Below are 15,998 nucleotides of genomic sequence, written 5' to 3'. Positions count from 1 at the left end.
GCAGGAACCCGCCGAGACGACTGCGCAAGGAGCCATCCATGCGTAGCGTGGTAGGAATCTCCGGCCTTCAGGCCGGGGAGGATGTCAACACAGCTTGCCCTCAGGGTCAGCACAGGTGAGAATAAAAAAACAGAGAAGCCATCCTCAAGCTCATTTTTGTCTGCCTGTGAATCCTGTTCGCACCCTCTCCGCCACCAAAGCGGCCTTTTTCAGCGCCTACCCTCGCCCGATCAACGCCGTCTATCGCCGGGTGGTGGAGGAGTTGTTGGTGGAGCTGCACCTGACCACCGTCAACAGCACCTTCGTCTACGATCCGTTTTTTGCCTTGGGGCTGGTCACCCTCTACGACGGGCTGATGGAAGCCTATCACCCCCCTGAGCAGCGAGAAGCCATTTTCAACGCCCTCTGTAAGGCTCTGCACCTCAAGCCAGAGGTGTTGCGCAAGAATGCCCGCGATCTGCTGGAGTTGATGGGAAGCGGGGATCCCCGTCAAAGACTTGATCTCCTCTGTCTCAAGCCAGAGGCGGAAGATGTGGGTGGGTTGAAAGCCATTTTGGAGCGCATGACTCAGCCGCCCTACGCCTACAGCCGGGTCTTAGCTGTTGGCCTTTACACAGCCTATGAAGTTGTGGCCAAGTCCCTTTACGAAGAACCAGAAGAACGCACCCGCCGCTTTTTGGAGAATGTGGTGAGCAAGCTGCCCTTTTCAACAGAGCGGGTGAGAAAAGATCTGGAGCTCTATCGCAGCAGTTTGGATCGCATGAAGCAGGCGCGGGCTGTGGTCGAGGAGATGGTAAAAGCCGCCCGGCGTCAGCAGGAACGCCGCCAATCGGCCGCCTCTTTGCCCGAGACTTCCCTCGGCGACCCAAGCAAGCCTGGCAGCTAAACCCCGGCCCTAAGCCAGATACTGAGCCCAAGTTTCCACCACCTCGGGGGATCCATACCAGCGCCGTCCACCCCGACCGGAATGGTAGCAGTTGGGCAGAGTGAGGTTAACAGCCCCCTGCAGGTGGGCAGCCTCGATGGGGGTAATGCCATCGCCCCACAATTCCCCCTGTCCAGCCGTGAGCCAATAGCTGTTGTAGGCCAGCCAAGCCAGATAATGCTCCTGTCGCCACAGGGATCCCAGACTCAACCTCTGCCCCTGGATGACCCTGCCCGCCACGCACACATATTTGACCTCGGGCCAAAAGGCCCCCGGATAGTGGGTGTTGACAAAGTCCAAATTGCGCTTCGTCCAGCGCTCCCGGCTGGTGTGGGGGGATCCCAAGCTAATCAGCGCAGCGACCTGCTCCCGCCCCTGCCACACCTGTCCCCCATAGGGCACGGATCCCAGGTAGATGCGGGCAATCCAGCCGCCGGCGGAGTGGGCCACCAGGTTAACTCGGTCAACCCCAAACTCAGCGCAGGTCTTTTGGATGGTCTCTCGAAGGGCCCACAGGATGGGAGTGACAGGCCTTCCCCCCAGCGTGGGAAACCAACTGCGCACCTGCAACGGCACCACCCGTGCCGCATAGCCGCGGGCTTCCAGCTCTTGGCGCAGGGGCTCATACTCCGACGCACCCGCCAGATAACCGGGCAAAATCACCACAGGGGCCATACGCTAGCGGGGATACCAGAACATGCCTTTGATCCCCTCAGGGTCGGCGGTGAAGCCCAGCCGTTCGTAAAAGCTGACCACTCCCTGATCGGCAAAAAGGGTGATGTTGCTGATGTCTCGGGCGCGCAGCTCGTGGATCACCTTTTCCATCAGCCGCTTGCCCAGACCCCTACCCTGGAAATCGGGATGAACCACCACATCCCAGATGGTGGCATTGAAAGCGTGGTCGGACGTTGCCCGGGCAAAGCCGATGAGGCGACGGTAGCTGCCCCGCTGCTGCCACATCGACACCACCAAAAAGCTGTGCTGCAGGGCTTTTCTCACCTTGTGAATGGGGCGACGCGACCACCCCACCGCATCGCAGAGCTCCTCTAGCTCGTACAGATCCAAGTTGGGATCCAAGCTGAAGAGGATTGTCTCCCCTCGTACCACCACCGTTTCCTGGCGACGGTCGGCCCTAGCTGTTTGCGCCGGCTCTTTGGTTGTAGCAGCTCCTGCTGACCCGAACAGGCCCTTCCAAAAACTCATGTGAATCGCTGCCGAGTGAAAGCTCACCCCTACTTTGGGTGAGCGTGTCCTCAGTATAGCCAGGATCGGTGGCGGAATTGTTTCCAATTTCTAGGGATCCCCCCGAAGGGGGAACACTAAGAAGTCCAAAGCACTTACCAAGGTGCTGCGGGTTTCCAATTTCTAGGGATCCCCCCGAAGGGGGAACAGGTGGTACCGGTGGAGGTGGTACTGGCGGTGGTGGTACGTTTCCAATTTCTAGGGATCCCCCCGAAGGGGGAACGTTACTTGAAGACAGGTACGATTGGCACGTACCTGACGTTTCCAATTTCTAGGGATCCCCCCGAAGGGGGAACTAGAGACCTAACCTCCCAAACACCCAGGTGTGAGTACAGTTTCCAATTTCTAGGGATCCCCCCGAAGGGGGAACTTTCTTGACGATTCGGGAGTCGAGGTTTGAGGATTGTTTCCAATTTCTAGGAATCCCCCCGAAGGGGGAACCATACTGTTCAAAACAAAACAGATCCTGTAGAACTTAATGTTTCCAATTTCTAGGGATCCCCCCGAAGGGGGAACTTTTATCTAACTTTAGAGCAGAGACCAGTCAATCAGTTTCCAATTTCTAGGGATCCCCCCGAAGGGGGAACTTACCCAGAGTCTTCAGCTCAGGATCCAACACCGGCAAGAGTTTCCAATTTCTAGGGATCCCCCCGAAGGGGGAACGGCTAATCCTGGAAACAGGATGGAACCGGATTGGCAAGCGTTTCCAATTTCTAGGGATCCCCCCGAAGGGGGAACACCATGACCAACCGCCAAAGAAAGCGGGCGAGAGCTTTGGCGTTTCCAATTTCTAGGGATCCCCCCGAAGGGGGAACTACCATAGGTGGACGTGAGTACTACTGGAATCCCCGGTTTCCAATTTCTAGGGATCCCCCCGAAGGGGGAACGGAGGATCGGTGCTCCAGCAGGCTTCCATCGCAACCGACTGGGTTTCCAATTTCTAGGGATCCCCCCGAAGGGGGAACGGGGCGCGTTTGCGATCCCTTCGGCACAAATGAAGTTTCCAATTTCTAGGGATCCCCCCGAAGGGGGAACCGGGAAGCGGCTCCGACTATACCGGGCTACGGAGGGTTTCCAATTTCTAGGGATCCCCCCGAAGGGGGAACACCCAGAGTATGTTGTTGAAGGTACACCCATGTTGTGGTGTTTCCAATTTCTAGGGATCCCCCCGAAGGGGGAACCACCCATGTTGTGGTGGGCCGTAGCCTGTGCTTTGAACGTTTCCAATTTCTAGGGATCCCCCCGAAGGGGGAACGGTTGCAACGAGTTATGACCTCGAATAACTAACCAAGTTTCCAATTTCTAGGGATCCCCCCGAAGGGGGAACTCCGTTTAAGTTGTCCTCCACGTTGGCTGCCAAATTGTTTCCAATTTCTAGGGATCCCCCCGAAGGGGGAACTCCACCCCTATTAAACCCAAGCAGGGCAAGGAATGCAAGACCCATTTGCGAGGGATCCGGAAAAAAGTCGGCAAAAAGAGCTGCGGCGAGGGGGTTTTGGGGCTGGAAAGCCTTGTGGTGCAAGGCATCGAGGGATCCGACGAAAGAATCGGCCTTTGCGGCTTTTGGCGGATTGCTCGCGGAGGCGTTGATACCGTTTGGGTGTTGTCTTGGAAACAAGGGTGAGTACCCGAGCCTCAACCGGAGTTTGCGGGGCTTGGCGATTGCCCAAGGCGTGCCCCCTAGCCGCGGGTGTAGCCGGCTGGGGGATGAAAGCAGATACGATGTTTTCAACTTTTCACAGTCGGAGAAATCTCATGAAAAAGTGGATTGCCTCGGCTACAACCCTACTCTGCTGTGTGCTTGTCCTGGTTTTGTTTTGGCCCCATGTTACCTCTGCCCAGAGGCAGACCCTCAATCTCTACATCTGGTCAGAATACATCGATCCCGACATCCTCACCGCCTTTGAAAAAGCCACCAATAGCCGCGTGCTGGTCAGCGTGTACGAATCCAACGAAGACATGGTGGCCAAACTGCGGGGGGGAGGCACCAGCCAGTACGACATTGTTGTTCCCACCGACTACATTGTGCCCAACATGTTGCAGCTGGGACTGCTGCAGCCTCTCAACAAAGAATTGATCCCCAACCTAAGCAACCTGGGCGAAAAATTTGTCGGCCTGCCCTTTGATCCAGAAAACACCTACACCGCCGCCTATCAGTGGGGCACCACCGGCATTGGCTACCGCAAAGACCGCCTGCCCGAAAACTTTGAACGCTCTTGGGGATTGATTTTCGACCCGCAGCAGCAGTATGGCCCCTTTGTGATGATCGACGAGATGCGCTCCATGATCGGCGCTGCTGCCGTTTACCTGGGCTTCGATATGAACACCACCGTTCGCTCCGAACTGCAGCAGATCCAGCAGCTTTTGATCGACACCAAGCGCCGCAGTGCCGGCCTAATTGGGGGCGTGGGGGGCAAAAACCAACTGGTTTCTGGAACGGCCAATGTAGCCATCGTCTACAGCGGCGATGCCCTGCAAGCTGCCGAAGAAAACCCCAACATCGGCTATTTTGTCCCCCGTGAGGGTGCCCACATTTGGCTGGATGTAATGGCCATTCCCGCCCAGGCCCCCAACCCCGAGCTGGCCAATCGCTTCATCAATTTCATCCTGGATGCTGAAGTCGGCGCTCAACTGAGCAACCACAACCGCTTTGCCACCCCCAACGCTGCAGCTCTGCCCATGATCAACCCAGAAGATCTGCAGAACCCGGCCATCTACCCCGACGAAGAGGCCCTGGCCAAACTCACCTACCTCAAAGTGCTGTCAGGGGAAGAGCTGCGCCTCATCGACGCCCTCTGGACAACCGTGAAAAGCAGCTAGGGATCCCTTTCCTCTCAGCTACCGCCTCAGTGGGGCAGAAGCGAGCAGGCTAGAATGAGCGGATCCCCTACGCCATCGACCGCTACGTGAGAGAGACCCAGCGCCTGTTTGGAGTGGTGGAACAAGCCTTGATGGAGTCGGAGTACCTGGCGGGCGACTACTCCATCGCCGATATTACCAGCTTCCCCTGGATGCGGGGCTATGAGCGGCAAGGGTTGGACATCGAGCCATTTCCCAATCTCAAACGCTGGTTGGCAGCCATCGAAGCCCGTCCCGCCGTGCAGAAGGGCTTGCAACTGCTGGCAGAGGTACGCCGTTCCCTCGAGCAGCTCCTCAGTGACGAGGAACACGGGATCCTGTTTGGCGACCGGCAATACCAAAGGTGCTGATGCCAGAGGAAAGGGACAATCTTGTTAGCTCTCGACATAAAACTTGACACTTTTTAATATCTGAGCCACATTAAAGATGTCACCTGTTGATGGAGCTAGAACCATGGAAAACCAAGAAGCTAAGTTTGGCTTTACCACCTTCGCCGAAAAATGGAATGGCCGTTTGGCAATGTTGGGCTTTGTGATCGGCGTTGCGACCGAGTTGCTGACCGGCCAAGGGATCCTCTCTCAAATCGGCCTGATGTAATCCCGGTGGGCCTAGGACACTGCTGTAGATCCTTGCTTGCCTGGCTGTAGTTTCCACCCTCTGCAAAGCAGCCAGGCTTTCGCATTGCCCTCGATTCTGGATTTAGGTCTGAATGAATCCAAATGGAAGTGGAAGCGAAATGCAGGCTGTTAAGTCCAGCTTCCACTGCCTTGCTTCTGCCGCTGACTCTCCTCTTCCACTGGGAGAGGGGCGGGGAGTGAAAGCTAGCAGCGCAGAAGGCTTGGGATCCCTAGGAATCTACTCTTCCAAATCCTGCAAGTACTGGCGGATATCGGCCAAGATGCGTTCTAGGTCTTCTGGGGCCTGGAGAGCGCGTGCCCATTCTAGGTCATGACCACCTTGGGATCCCTGCTGGGCCAGCGCTACCCCCAAGTGCTCCAGCTCGCGGACCACTTGGCAAAAAGCGTTAGCTCCCACGTTGGAGCTGGCTCCTTTGAGGCGATGGGCGATCCGCCGCATTCCTTCTGCATTGTAACCGGCAATAGCTTGGCGCAATTGCGGAAGCTGGGTTTCGCAATCTTGGATGAACACCTGCAATAGCTCTCGCTGAAACCCGCGATCCCCGCCGGAAACCTGATCCAGGTAGGCAGAGTCGATGGGGTAGGGCTGGGTGGAAGAAGAGGGATCCCGGCTCTCAGCGGGGGAAGCTGGAGAGGCTGCTTCAGAAGCGGCTTGGTTGGAGGATCCCCCTGCAGACTGAGCAATCACCTGGCTCCAGTGGTTGAGCAACCTTTGCAAATCTTCCTTCAGCACCGGCTTGCTGAGATAGTCGTCCATACCTGCCTGCAGGCAGCGCTCCCGATCCTCCTGCATGGCGTTGGCCGTGATGGCAATCACCACTGTGCGGTGGCCGGATCTCCGTTCCTGTTGGCGTAGGCGGCGGGTGGCCTCGTAGCCGTCCATCACCGGCATTTGGCAATCCATGAGAATAAGGTCATATCTGACCTTCTGCAGGAGATCCAACACCTCCTGACCGTTGGCCACCACATCGGCCATGTAGCCCAAGCTCTGGAGCTGGCGCAAAGCCACCTTTTGGTTGACGGGGTTATCCTCTGCCAGCAAAATGCGCAGGGACTGCTGGGGTCGGTCGGCCATAGGCGTCGTCTGAGAGAGAGGGGGGCCAATGCCCAAAAGAGAGGTGGAGAGGCCAGAAGATTTCCCCAGGGCCATGGCCAACGCCTCCTGAAGGCGGCTTTGTTTTACCGGCTTAACCAGGTAGGCGGCAAAGCCGATTTCGGCAGCGCGGCGGGAGTGCTCCCCCAGTCCCAGTGAAGTCATCATCACCAGTTGCGTCTCGGCCAGTTGCGGATCTGCCTTGATCCAGCGGCCCAAGGTCTCCCCATCCACCTCCGGCATTTGCATATCCAAAACGACCAGGGGGAAGGGTCTGCCCTCGCGAACGGCTTGGCGCAGTTTGTCCATAGCCTGATAGGCATCCTCGGCCTCTTCCACCACCATTCCCCAAGCCGCGGCCTGACAGCGCAGGATCTTGCGATTGGTGGCATTGTCGTCCACCACCAACAGCCGCTTGCCCTGCAAATCCACCGGGACACGAGCAGAAGGCTGGGCAAGCTGCTGGGCATAGGGCTGCCGCTCCAGGGTCAGCTCAACGCTGAAGGTGCTGCCCTGTCCCTCCTGGCTTTGCAACGAGATGGTTCCCCCCATCAGTTCTGTCAGTTGTTTGCAGATGGCCAAGCCCAGTCCCGTACCTCCGTATTTGCGGGTGGTAGAGGCATCCACCTGGCTAAACGGTTGAAACAGCTTGCTCTGCGCCGCCGCCGGGATCCCGATCCCGGTATCTCTCACCGAGAGCCTGAGGTGGACATGGGTAGCGGTTTCTTGCAGCACCTCCGCTTGGATCACCACCTCTCCTCGGTGGGTGAACTTAATGGCGTTGCTTACCAAATTGTTGAGGATTTGCCGTAGTCGCGAGGCATCTCCCCGCAGGTAGCGCGGCACTTCCGGTGGCATGAGCACCGCCAGCTCTAACCCCTTGGCATGGGCAGTGGGGGCAAACAGATCCGCCACCTCTTCCAGACACGAGCGGAGATCGAAATCCAGGATCTCCAGCTCCATTTCCCCGGCCTCCAATTTGGAGAAGTCCAGGATGTCGTTGATGAGGGTGAGCAGCGCATCGCCGCTGACGCGGATGGTCTCTACAAAGTCCCGCTGTTCTGCATTGAGGGGGGTCTCCAGCAGCAGGCCCGTCATCCCCAACACCGCGTTCATGGGGGTGCGGATCTCGTGGCTCATGGTGGCTAAGAAGCTGCTCTTGGCCTGTGCAGCCTGCTCTGCTGCTTTGCGGGCCTGCTCCAGCTCCAGGCTGCGCTTTCTCTCCCGTTCCAAAAGGGCTGCCTGGGTGAGGGCAATGCCAATTTGGTTGGCCAACTGCGACAGCAGCTCCATCTCAAAGGGTTGCCACTGACGGGGCCCGGAGCACTGGTGGGCCAGCAACAACCCCCACAACTGCTGCTCCAAAAACAGCGGCACCACCAAGTTGGCCCTGACCTGCATTTTTTGCAGCAGCTCTAGGTAACAAGGCTCCAGTCCTTCACTTTCCACATCGCTAACAACGCGAACGCGGCCCTGGCTGTAGAGCTGGGCGTACTTTTCCTGAAAACAGGGATCCTCGATCACCTCTCCTGCCAGCGAGGGGATCCCCGGCTGAGTTTTCTCGTTGGAGATGATCCCGGAGCCATCCGGCTGGAAGCGGTAGACCAAGACTCGGTCGGCTTTGAGCAGGGCTTGGATTTCTGTTACCGCCGTCTCTAGGATCTCGGCGATATCCAAAGATTCGCGGATCTTCAAGCTGAGATTGGCTAGCAACTGAGCCCGGCGGTTTTGCCGCTCCAATTCCTCTGCCGCTTTCTTCTGCTCGGTAATGTTGCGGAAGATGCCCCGCGTAGCCACCATTACCCCATCTTCAAAGCGGCAGTTGACATTGCCCTCCACCCAAACGGTTTCACCGCTGGCCGTGAGGAAAGCTGTCTCTACCCTCTCCAGTTTCTCCCCCGATAGAAGCTTCTGGAAAAGAGCCTGGCAGTGCTCCCGGCAGTCGGGATGGAGAATGTCGAAGAGGGTCATCTGATAGACCTGAGCTTCGTCATAGCCCAAGGTCTCTTTCCAAGCGCGGTTGACATATAAAAAGTGCCCTTCGGCATCCACGCTTTGGATGAGGTCAGTGGCATTTTCAAAGAGATCCCGGTAGCGCTCTTCACTTTCTTTTAGGGCTAGCTCCGCCAGCCTACGGTCGGTGATGTCGATGCCGGTGCCCATGACAAACTCCACCTCGCCGGCAGCGTTGATTAGGGCGGTGTTAGACCAAGAAATAAGCCGCAGTGCCCCCTGCTTGGTGCGCCAAAAATTCTCATGGCGATTCAAAAAGAGGGAATGATTGCCCTTGAGCTGTTCAAAAGCTTGCTTCACACCAGGCACATCTTCCGGCGGGATCAAACCCAAATCCCACAGCAGCCGGTTCTTAACTTCTGCCAGCGAGTAGCCAGAGAGCTGCTCAGCAGCGCGGTTGAAGCGCAGGATACGCCCTTCTGGATCCATGACCACCACCAGCGCCCCTGCCGTATCGATAACCGCGTTGGTAAAATCTCGCTCTTGCTTGAGGGATCGTTCTGCCTCTTCTCGCTCGGCAGTCTCCCGGCGGATGAGGAAGTAAACCGAGGCCAAAACCAGGTAAGTAAAAATGAGCCCGCCAAAAGCAATGAGATTGGTTCTAACCCAGGCAAACTGAAATTCCTGGCTGCGTTGCTGCAGAAGGCGATTTTCCTCCTGCTGCAGCACCCGAATCAACTCGGCAATTTGCTCCATTAACCTTGGCCCTTCGCTGCTTTCTAGAGCTTCCTGAACGGCAGGTAGCCCCTCTTGCTCCCTCAGCCGGATCAAGTCTTGGATGACTCGTAGCCGTTGCTCCAGCAGCAGCTCTAGGCGCTTCAGGCGCTCTTGCTGCAGGGGGTTGTCAGCAGTGAGCTCTTTCAACAAGCGCAGATGGGTGGAGGTGGCTTCAAGGCTGGCTTGGTACTCACTGAGATAGCGAGGATTATTGGTCAGAAGATAACCATATTGACCGGCCTCGGCGGCGCCGGTTTCCGCCAGCAATCCTTCCAAGTTTTGGATCACTTCTAGAGTGTGGGCCACTCGTTCTGTAAGCTGCGGCAGTTGAGAGGCATTCCGCTGAGCTGAGTAGGTGATCCCGCCCAAAAGCAAGGCAGCCAGGCCAAAACCGGCAGTAACTTTGAGGAGAAAGCGGTTTTTGCGGGCAGGTTTAGTATCCCCCGACTTAGGCAGCAGAGGCGTCTGAGCCAGTTCCCTCAAAGTACGGCGCAGCTCCAGTTGGGCCACCACCTGATGGGCCAGGGCTTGTAATTGCTCCAGTTGTTCTGGGGTCAGGTGCCGAGGCTGATAATCGACAACGCAAAGCGTGCCCAGGGCCTGCCCTTCTGGAGTTACCAAGGGAATGCCAGCGTAAAAGCGAATGTGGGGCTCTTGAGCGACAAACGGGTTATCGGCAAAGCGGGGATCCTGAGTGGCATCGGGCACCACCAGCGGCTCTTTAGGCGACAAGATGGCGTGGGCGCAGAAGGCCACATCCCGTGGGGTCTCCTGCACATCGACGCCGAATTTGGCTTTAAACCACTGGCGGTGTTCGTCGATAAGGCTGACCAGAGCAATGGGCGTGCCGCAGATGTGGGCAGCCAGCCGCACGAGTTCGTCAAAGCTGTTCTCAGGAGCGGTGTCCAAAATCTGATACTGCCGCAGGGCAGCCAGCCGTTGCTCCTCATTGGGGGGGAGGGGGGCCTTAGGCATAGGTCAAACTAAGCGGAGAGAAAGGGATCCCGATCCACCGATCTCGGAGGTCGATAGTCTCAAGGTAAAAGAGGTAACCCCAGCATAACTTCCAAGCCTCTCCACCGGAAGCTACAGGGATCCGATCCCCAAACCAGCTTCCCGTTGGTTCAGTTCGCTACATTTTCACCACGCCTGCGTCAGCTACTCTAGCTCCTGCAAACGAGCCAAAATAAGGGTCTGAGCCGTGGCCCGTCCAGAGCCGCCGCGGGCAGAAGGGAAAAAGACTTACCGGATCCCAGTTTCAGTATTTATACTGATGTCAAAGATGAGAAAGCTCAATAAGCATCCTCTGATGCATTTGGTTTCACTCACCCTATAAATAATCAAATCCTAACATTTTTAAGCAAGCTTCGAGTTGAAATTTCTCAACGGAAGACTTACTATAGAGCGACGAGCTTTGTAAAGGGGGAATACTCTCAGTCATGCAAAAACTCCAAGACAGTTTGGTAAAAGCTCTGAGCATCGATGGAGCACTGGGGGTAGCGCTGGGGGACTGGAAAACAGGGATGTGCTTGGGATATAAGGGCACCAACAGCCCCGCTTTTCCTGAAGCTAACTTGGAGCTGGCAATCGCCGGAAACACAGAAGTGATTCGCGCCAAAATGCGAGCTGCTGAGTCTCTTAAGCTTACTGACAAAATCGAGGAGGTTCTTATCCTGCTGGAGACTCAGTACCACCTAATGCATCTAGTCCAGCACATCTCTGGTTTGTTTTTCTATCTGGTTCTGGATCGAGAGAAAGGCAACTTGGCCCTTGCCCGCATCAAGCTTGGCCAAATCGAAAAGGAGCTGGCCCTCTAGAAGTGGAGGTGAAGCCGGACAACCTGGCAGTATCCCCTGAAACCCATTTTGGGGGAGTGCGGAACCGGGGACTTGAACCCCGATGGCATTGCTGCCACTAGAACCTGAATCTAGCGCGTCTACCATTCCGCCAGTTCCGCGGCGATCTACAAGTGTGCCCAAAGCAGGGGATCCCTGTCAAGGCTGGCAAAAGGGATCCCTTGCCGGCGGCTCTATCTGTGCTAAGCTCTGCTGCGCACCAGATGAAAGCTGATCAACGCTGACCTTGGCCGACTTTACCTTTACTTGTGAGGGCACTTGTCCCCACACTCAAGCGCGGGCAGGATACTTCGTCACCCCCCACGGTGGGATCCCTACTCCTTGTTTTATGCCGGTGGGAACTTTGGCCAACGTGAAAACCCTCACCCCGGCCCAGCTCAAGGAAACGGGCGCCCATATTATTCTCAGCAACACCTATCACCTGCACCTACAGCCCGGCGAGGACATCATTCAAGCAGCAGGGGGGCTACACCGCTTTATGGGCTGGTCGGGCCCCATCCTCACCGATTCAGGCGGCTTCCAGGTCTTTAGCCTCAGCGCCATTCGCCAAATCAACGAGGAGGGAGTGACGTTCCGCTCTCCTCTCGATGGCCGCATCATTCACTTCACCCCAGAGCTATCCATCCAGATTCAAAATGCCTTGGGTGCCGATGTGATCATGGCCTTCGACGAGTGCCCGCCCTACCCTGCCAGCCCTGAGGAAGTGGAAGCAGCGGTGCGGCGAACCACCCAGTGGCTGAAACGGTGCGTGAAAGCCCATCGCCGCTCAGATCAGGCTTTGTTTGGCATTGTGCAGGGGGGAGTTTACCCTGAGCTGCGCCGGCGGGCGGTGGAAGAGGTCTGTCGGTTGGATCTGCCGGGCTATGCCATTGGCGGGGTGAGTGTGGGGGAGCCGGTCGAGTTTATGCACGCCGTTGTGCGGCAAACAGCCCCTCTACTGCCGGCAGATCGCCCCCGTTATCTCATGGGGGTGGGCACCTATGCAGAGATGCGGGCCGCCGTGGCCGCCGGAGTGGATTTGTTTGACTGCGTGATCCCCACCCGCTATGCCCGCCATGGCACGGTGATCAGCCGGGGCAAACGCTGGAACATCAAAAATGCCGAGCACCGCCGCAGCCTGGATCCCATCGATCCCGACTGTCCCTGCTACACCTGCCGCCACTTCAGCCGAGCCTACTTGTGTCACCTCATCCGCGCCCAGGAGATCCTGGGCTATACCCTGCTTTCTATCCACAACATCACGGAGCTGATGCGCTACACCCAGAAGATGCGTCAGGCCATCTTGGAAGGCCAATTTCATGAGCACTGGGATCCCTGGAGCTAAGCCGGTCAGGAGATTTCTCTGGAAATATCCGATCCATCCTAGTTCACTAGATACTCCAATATCCCGTGTATATACTTAAATTATCCCATGTAGCCGCAGGAAGGAGTCAGATCATGGCTATCCGAACCCTCAGCAGCGTGATTGAACAGCACATCGCCGGCCTTCCGGGCTTGATTGCTGTTTTGATAGGGCGGGCCACTGATGGTGCTACAGTAGCCAAAGTAACCTACGTCAGCGATTCCCAAGAGGAGCAAGCCCTAGAACGTTTGGGCACCTACGCCGGCGACCTGTTGCAGGCCAATAGCCGCCTTTGTCAAACCGTCAGCCCCGACCAAGAGGCGGACTACCTCTTGGCAGGTACTCCGGCGCTGCGGGTTGTCATCAAAGCGTTTCCCAAAAGCCCCTACTTTGTCTTGTTTCTGACCCGTTCCATCACCGACCTCAGAGCCATTTCAGAGCGCATCAAAGCCATTCTGATTGACGGAAAGCCGCTACTGCCCCCTGTGCAGGACAGCACCATGTCTTTGGCTCAGGCTCTGATGGACTATGCCAAGCGCTACGCTCCGGATCCCAACTTTGTGGCCCTGCGCCTGTCTTTGAAAACAGGTCTAGACCGCAACCGCCTTGAAAAAGGCACCCTGACCCGGCAGGAGTTGCGCATTCTCTACAAGGCAGTGGCCGATCTTTTGGGCCGAGAGCGGCTGCCTATTGCCATGCCGGTTTGAGTAGTCGAGAATGGCTGGCGAGCTTTGCCTGAGGGCAGTTGCCGCGCTCAGGGGCCTGCTTTGAGCACTATCATTCATCTCAACCCACTTGTCCATGCTTGAACATCTCCATCTCGACCGCAACCGCAAGCTGATCTCCCTGTTTGGAGAGCCGGTTATCTTCCACTGCCATCACTACAACCTATTCCTGCAGCAGACTATTGAAGATCCCGACTGGATCGATGGAGTAGGGATCCTGCGCACGGCAGCCCAGGAGATCTTTTACAGTCTTCTGTACGGAGCTTTCAAGGCTCTTGGCATTCAGGAGACCCAAGAGCGCCTGGCAGTGGCAGCTCAGATCTTCAGTTTTTTAGGATTTGGGCGGCTGGCGTTTGAGGTGACACCTTCAGGCGGGGAAGTGCAGCTTACTCATTCTCACTACGCAGAAGGCTGGCTGAGCAAGTACGGAGAGCAGGTCAACCGCACACGTCCCATTGACCACTTGGCGGTGGGCTATGTGGCAGCAGCTCTGGATGCCACGTTTGGCGAGCTGGGGAGCTACACGGCAGAAGAAACGGAGTGCATGGCCGTTACCCGTAAGGATCACTGTGTAATCCAGGTTACTCGGCTGCCGCGGCCCCAGTTGTTGACTCCCAGTCCAGGGATGGGCAAGTTGATCGAGCAGCCGCTCCAGTTCCCCCGGCCCACAACAGCAGTGGACTACGATGCGGTCAACGAAGCTCTGTGGGGCCTGCCTTTGGCCGGAGATGATCAGGGGCAGATTCGCGCCTTTAACGTGTTGCTAACGCGCATGCCTGCCAACTACTACAACCGCATTCAATATCGCTTTTTACAGGAGCTGAAGGCAGTGCAGGCTGAGCTGATGGGGGTGGGGGAAGCTCTTATCCGCGAGTCGGGGCATGTCTGTGTGTTCTACACCTTCGGCAACATCATGGAATCGGTGGAGTGGGAAACCCTGGTGGGGCCGATGCTGGAGAAGGACACGGACTGGATCCACGGCGGCTATGCGGTGGCCAGCAGCCTGGGGTGGGGTCGCTGGCAGGCTTTGGAGGTGGTGAGTGGCCAGTCTTGCCGGGTGGCCATTGATGGCAACTACGAAGCCAACTACTTTTTGGCTTCCTACCCACGGGCAGAGGATCCCGCCTGCTACTTTGCCCAAGGGGCGGTGCCGGCGATGATGAATCTGGTCTACAACGGCAACATTCAGCAGAAGCTGGTTTTGGATCAAGTCTTCTACAACCGCCTCTTCCAGCGGGGTGGGCTCTTCCACGGCCAGGAGACCAAGGCCAGAGAGAAGGGGGATCCCTGGTGCGAGTTTTACGCCGCTCGCGTCAGCGGGACGGAGTCCTTGCGGGTGTAGGGATCCATGCAGGTGCGTGTCCTCAGGCGGCGGGAGTGTGGGGCTGGGTGGGCCACCGACCTGCTGCTGCCACGTTGCCTTGTCTGGTCAGAGGTAGAGGCTCTGGCCCAGGAATGGGGAGCTGCCTGTCGCTGTTTTCAAGGGCAACTGGTGTGGCTGGATCTGCCCTCAGGCCGGATTACGGCTTCGTTGCGGGTGCCCCGCCTAACGTTGCGACTCCACGATGCCAACGCTGAGGCGCAGATCTTAAATCGTTTGCAGCAGTTGGCCAAGTCTTCTGGTTCCCAGACAGAGGGAAGTTAAGGGCAAAACGAGAAGTTTAGCTTGGCACCGACATTTTGCGGCAGACTATCGACCAATGCAGGATCGACTTTCCAGGAGTGCCATGCGCCCACCAAGTTCGAGCCTGCTGAGGAACTGGGAGCCGCGTTCATACTCGCTCATAGTCATAATGTATGCAGCATGCATGCAGCTCGGTACCTACCTTGCCATAGCAAAGAGAGCGCTCCATTCTTGGTTGGGCACACCCGGCTTGGCGATGATCTCAAGGATGCGATTTTGGGCGGCGGGCTGGAATAAACTTTCGACGGCTACTTGGGCTACTTTCGTGCGGGGGATGCTGCCGTCAAAGAGGGTATCCGCCTTGGATAGGACAATGCCATCGTCGTTGTCTTGGTTTTTTAGGCCCCCCGGTCGAACGATGGTGTAGGTGAGGCCGCTTTTTTGCAGATATTCTTCCGCCCGTTTTTTCCACACCAGGATCAGCCAAAACAAGTTGAGGGGATGGAACAGCTGGGAAACACACAGGGAAGAGATTAAAACAAAGTGTTGGATCCCTTTGGCTTTGGCCACATCGACCAGGTTCTTGGTGCCTTCATAGTCGACTCGGTAGGGCTGAAAGGGATCCCAACTGGGCCTGGCCCCGGTGGCACAGAGCACCACCGTGCATCCTTCCATGCCCGTCTCCAGCGTGGCCGGATCCAGCACATCCCCCACCACCACTTCCGCTTCGGGGGGCAGAACCCGTGCGGCCAGCTCGCGGCTGCGCACCAGCGCCCGTACCGGGATGTCGCGGCCCACCAACTCTTTGACAATGCGGCGTCCGGTTTCTCCTGTAGCCCCTGCAACAAAAGCCTGCATAAGTTTCTCCTGCAAAGCTGCCTATACCCGGCGTAGCTGTTCGAGGATTTGCAGTGGCCCCATAAGCCATTATCTTCCCAAAATCGGCCTCAGGTTCCCTCTTTTC

Annotated in this window: 13 protein-coding genes, 1 tRNA gene and 1 CRISPR repeat array; of the genes, 9 read left to right on the top strand and 5 right to left on the bottom strand. The window is 57.1% G+C overall.

Translation table 11 applies throughout. The features are described from left to right. Nucleotides 1-166 precede the first annotated feature (166 nt). On the top strand, nt 167-886 hold the full coding sequence (gene psb29, locus ACVWY8_RS10135) for a photosystem II biogenesis protein Psp29 (RefSeq protein WP_041436186.1): 720 nt from the start codon (nt 167-169) through the stop codon (nt 884-886). Between the two features lie 9 nt (nt 887-895). Here psb29 and ACVWY8_RS10130 read toward each other — a convergent pair whose 3' ends face one another. Together ACVWY8_RS10130 and ACVWY8_RS10125 are read right to left on the bottom strand one after the other, a co-directional pair. After that, nucleotides 896-1,600 carry an esterase/lipase family protein gene (locus ACVWY8_RS10130; protein ID WP_011432154.1) on the bottom strand — a complete coding sequence of 235 codons (705 nt, stop codon included), beginning with the start codon at nt 1,598-1,600 and terminating at the stop codon, nt 896-898. 3 nt (nt 1,601-1,603) lie between these two features. After that, nucleotides 1,604-2,128 (bottom strand): GNAT family N-acetyltransferase, encoded by a 525-nt coding sequence (locus ACVWY8_RS10125; protein ID WP_414343795.1) that lies wholly within the window; start codon nt 2,126-2,128, stop codon nt 1,604-1,606. A 79-nt stretch (nt 2,129-2,207) separates the two neighbouring features. After that, nucleotides 2,208-3,566: direct repeats of the CRISPR family, unit length 36 nt; unit sequence GTTTCCAATTTCTAGGGATCCCCCCGAAGGGGGAAC. Between the two features lie 356 nt (nt 3,567-3,922). On the opposite strand from ACVWY8_RS10125, the gene ACVWY8_RS10120 reads away from it, so the two are divergent. From ACVWY8_RS10120 to ACVWY8_RS10110, 3 genes are all read left to right on the top strand, one after another. Further along, a complete protein-coding gene (locus ACVWY8_RS10120) occupies nt 3,923-4,987 on the top strand; it encodes a polyamine ABC transporter substrate-binding protein (RefSeq protein WP_457394509.1) in 1,065 nt (354 codons plus the stop codon). 86 nt (nt 4,988-5,073) lie between these two features. Then, a complete protein-coding gene (locus tag ACVWY8_RS10115) occupies nt 5,074-5,376 on the top strand; it encodes a glutathione binding-like protein (protein WP_414375558.1) in 303 nt (100 codons plus the stop codon). A gap of 103 nt (nt 5,377-5,479) precedes the next feature. Further along, a complete protein-coding gene (locus ACVWY8_RS10110) occupies nt 5,480-5,623 on the top strand; it encodes a chlorophyll a/b-binding protein (RefSeq protein ID WP_041436191.1) in 144 nt (47 codons plus the stop codon). Between the two features lie 258 nt (nt 5,624-5,881). On the opposite strand, the gene ACVWY8_RS10105 is transcribed toward ACVWY8_RS10110, so the two are convergent. After that, nucleotides 5,882-10,462, bottom strand: a complete 4,581-nt coding sequence (locus ACVWY8_RS10105; protein ID WP_457394511.1) for a GAF domain-containing protein — start codon at nt 10,460-10,462, stop codon at nt 5,882-5,884. A gap of 464 nt (nt 10,463-10,926) precedes the next feature. On the opposite strand from ACVWY8_RS10105, the gene ACVWY8_RS10100 reads away from it, so the two are divergent. After that, entirely contained in the window at nt 10,927-11,304 is a 378-nt protein-coding gene (locus ACVWY8_RS10100) for a hypothetical protein (RefSeq protein ID WP_414422305.1), read from the top strand. A gap of 57 nt (nt 11,305-11,361) precedes the next feature. On the opposite strand, the gene ACVWY8_RS10095 is transcribed toward ACVWY8_RS10100, so the two are convergent. After that, nucleotides 11,362-11,444, bottom strand: a tRNA-Leu gene (locus ACVWY8_RS10095). Between the two features lie 125 nt (nt 11,445-11,569). On the opposite strand from ACVWY8_RS10095, the gene tgt reads away from it, so the two are divergent. From tgt to ACVWY8_RS10075, 4 genes are all read left to right on the top strand, one after another. After that, nucleotides 11,570-12,667 (top strand): tRNA guanosine(34) transglycosylase Tgt, encoded by a 1,098-nt coding sequence (gene tgt / locus ACVWY8_RS10090; protein WP_457394513.1) that lies wholly within the window; start codon nt 11,570-11,572, stop codon nt 12,665-12,667. A gap of 113 nt (nt 12,668-12,780) precedes the next feature. Further along, the gene (locus ACVWY8_RS10085) at nt 12,781-13,392 is read left to right on the top strand and encodes a hypothetical protein (RefSeq protein WP_011432163.1); all 612 of its coding nucleotides are present in this window, start codon (nt 12,781-12,783) and stop codon (nt 13,390-13,392) included. 94 nt (nt 13,393-13,486) lie between these two features. Further along, nucleotides 13,487-14,752 carry a hypothetical protein gene (locus ACVWY8_RS10080; protein WP_457394516.1) on the top strand — a complete coding sequence of 422 codons (1,266 nt, stop codon included), beginning with the start codon at nt 13,487-13,489 and terminating at the stop codon, nt 14,750-14,752. A 6-nt stretch (nt 14,753-14,758) separates the two neighbouring features. Continuing rightward, a complete protein-coding gene (locus tag ACVWY8_RS10075) occupies nt 14,759-15,055 on the top strand; it encodes a hypothetical protein (protein ID WP_414413829.1) in 297 nt (98 codons plus the stop codon). A gap of 177 nt (nt 15,056-15,232) precedes the next feature. Here ACVWY8_RS10075 and ACVWY8_RS10070 read toward each other — a convergent pair whose 3' ends face one another. Further along, on the bottom strand, nt 15,233-15,892 hold the full coding sequence (locus ACVWY8_RS10070) for an SDR family oxidoreductase (RefSeq protein WP_457384863.1): 660 nt from the start codon (nt 15,890-15,892) through the stop codon (nt 15,233-15,235). Nucleotides 15,893-15,998: the final 106 nt, after the last annotated feature.

This window comes from Thermostichus sp. OS-CIW-32, assembly GCF_054060415.1.
This window is presented reverse-complemented; position numbering and strand designations above follow the sequence as displayed.

Bases quoted from the DNA above. Each gene is read 5' to 3' on its own strand.
- ACVWY8_RS10130 (WP_011432154.1), bottom strand. From the start codon at position 1,600: ATGGCCCCTGTGGTGATTTTGCCCGGTTATCTGGCGGGTGCGTCGGAG.
- ACVWY8_RS10125 (WP_414343795.1), bottom strand. From the start codon at position 2,128: ATGAGTTTTTGGAAGGGCCTGTTCGGGTCAGCAGGAGCTGCTACAACC.
- ACVWY8_RS10120 (WP_457394509.1), top strand. From the start codon at position 3,923: ATGAAAAAGTGGATTGCCTCGGCTACAACCCTACTCTGCTGTGTGCTT.
- ACVWY8_RS10110 (WP_041436191.1), top strand. From the start codon at position 5,480: ATGGAAAACCAAGAAGCTAAGTTTGGCTTTACCACCTTCGCCGAAAAA.
- ACVWY8_RS10105 (WP_457394511.1), bottom strand. From the start codon at position 10,462: ATGCCTAAGGCCCCCCTCCCCCCCAATGAGGAGCAACGGCTGGCTGCC.
- ACVWY8_RS10100 (WP_414422305.1), top strand. From the start codon at position 10,927: ATGCAAAAACTCCAAGACAGTTTGGTAAAAGCTCTGAGCATCGATGGA.
- ACVWY8_RS10085 (WP_011432163.1), top strand. From the start codon at position 12,781: ATGGCTATCCGAACCCTCAGCAGCGTGATTGAACAGCACATCGCCGGC.
- ACVWY8_RS10080 (WP_457394516.1), top strand. From the start codon at position 13,487: ATGCTTGAACATCTCCATCTCGACCGCAACCGCAAGCTGATCTCCCTG.
- ACVWY8_RS10075 (WP_414413829.1), top strand. From the start codon at position 14,759: ATGCAGGTGCGTGTCCTCAGGCGGCGGGAGTGTGGGGCTGGGTGGGCC.
- ACVWY8_RS10070 (WP_457384863.1), bottom strand. From the start codon at position 15,892: ATGCAGGCTTTTGTTGCAGGGGCTACAGGAGAAACCGGACGCCGCATT.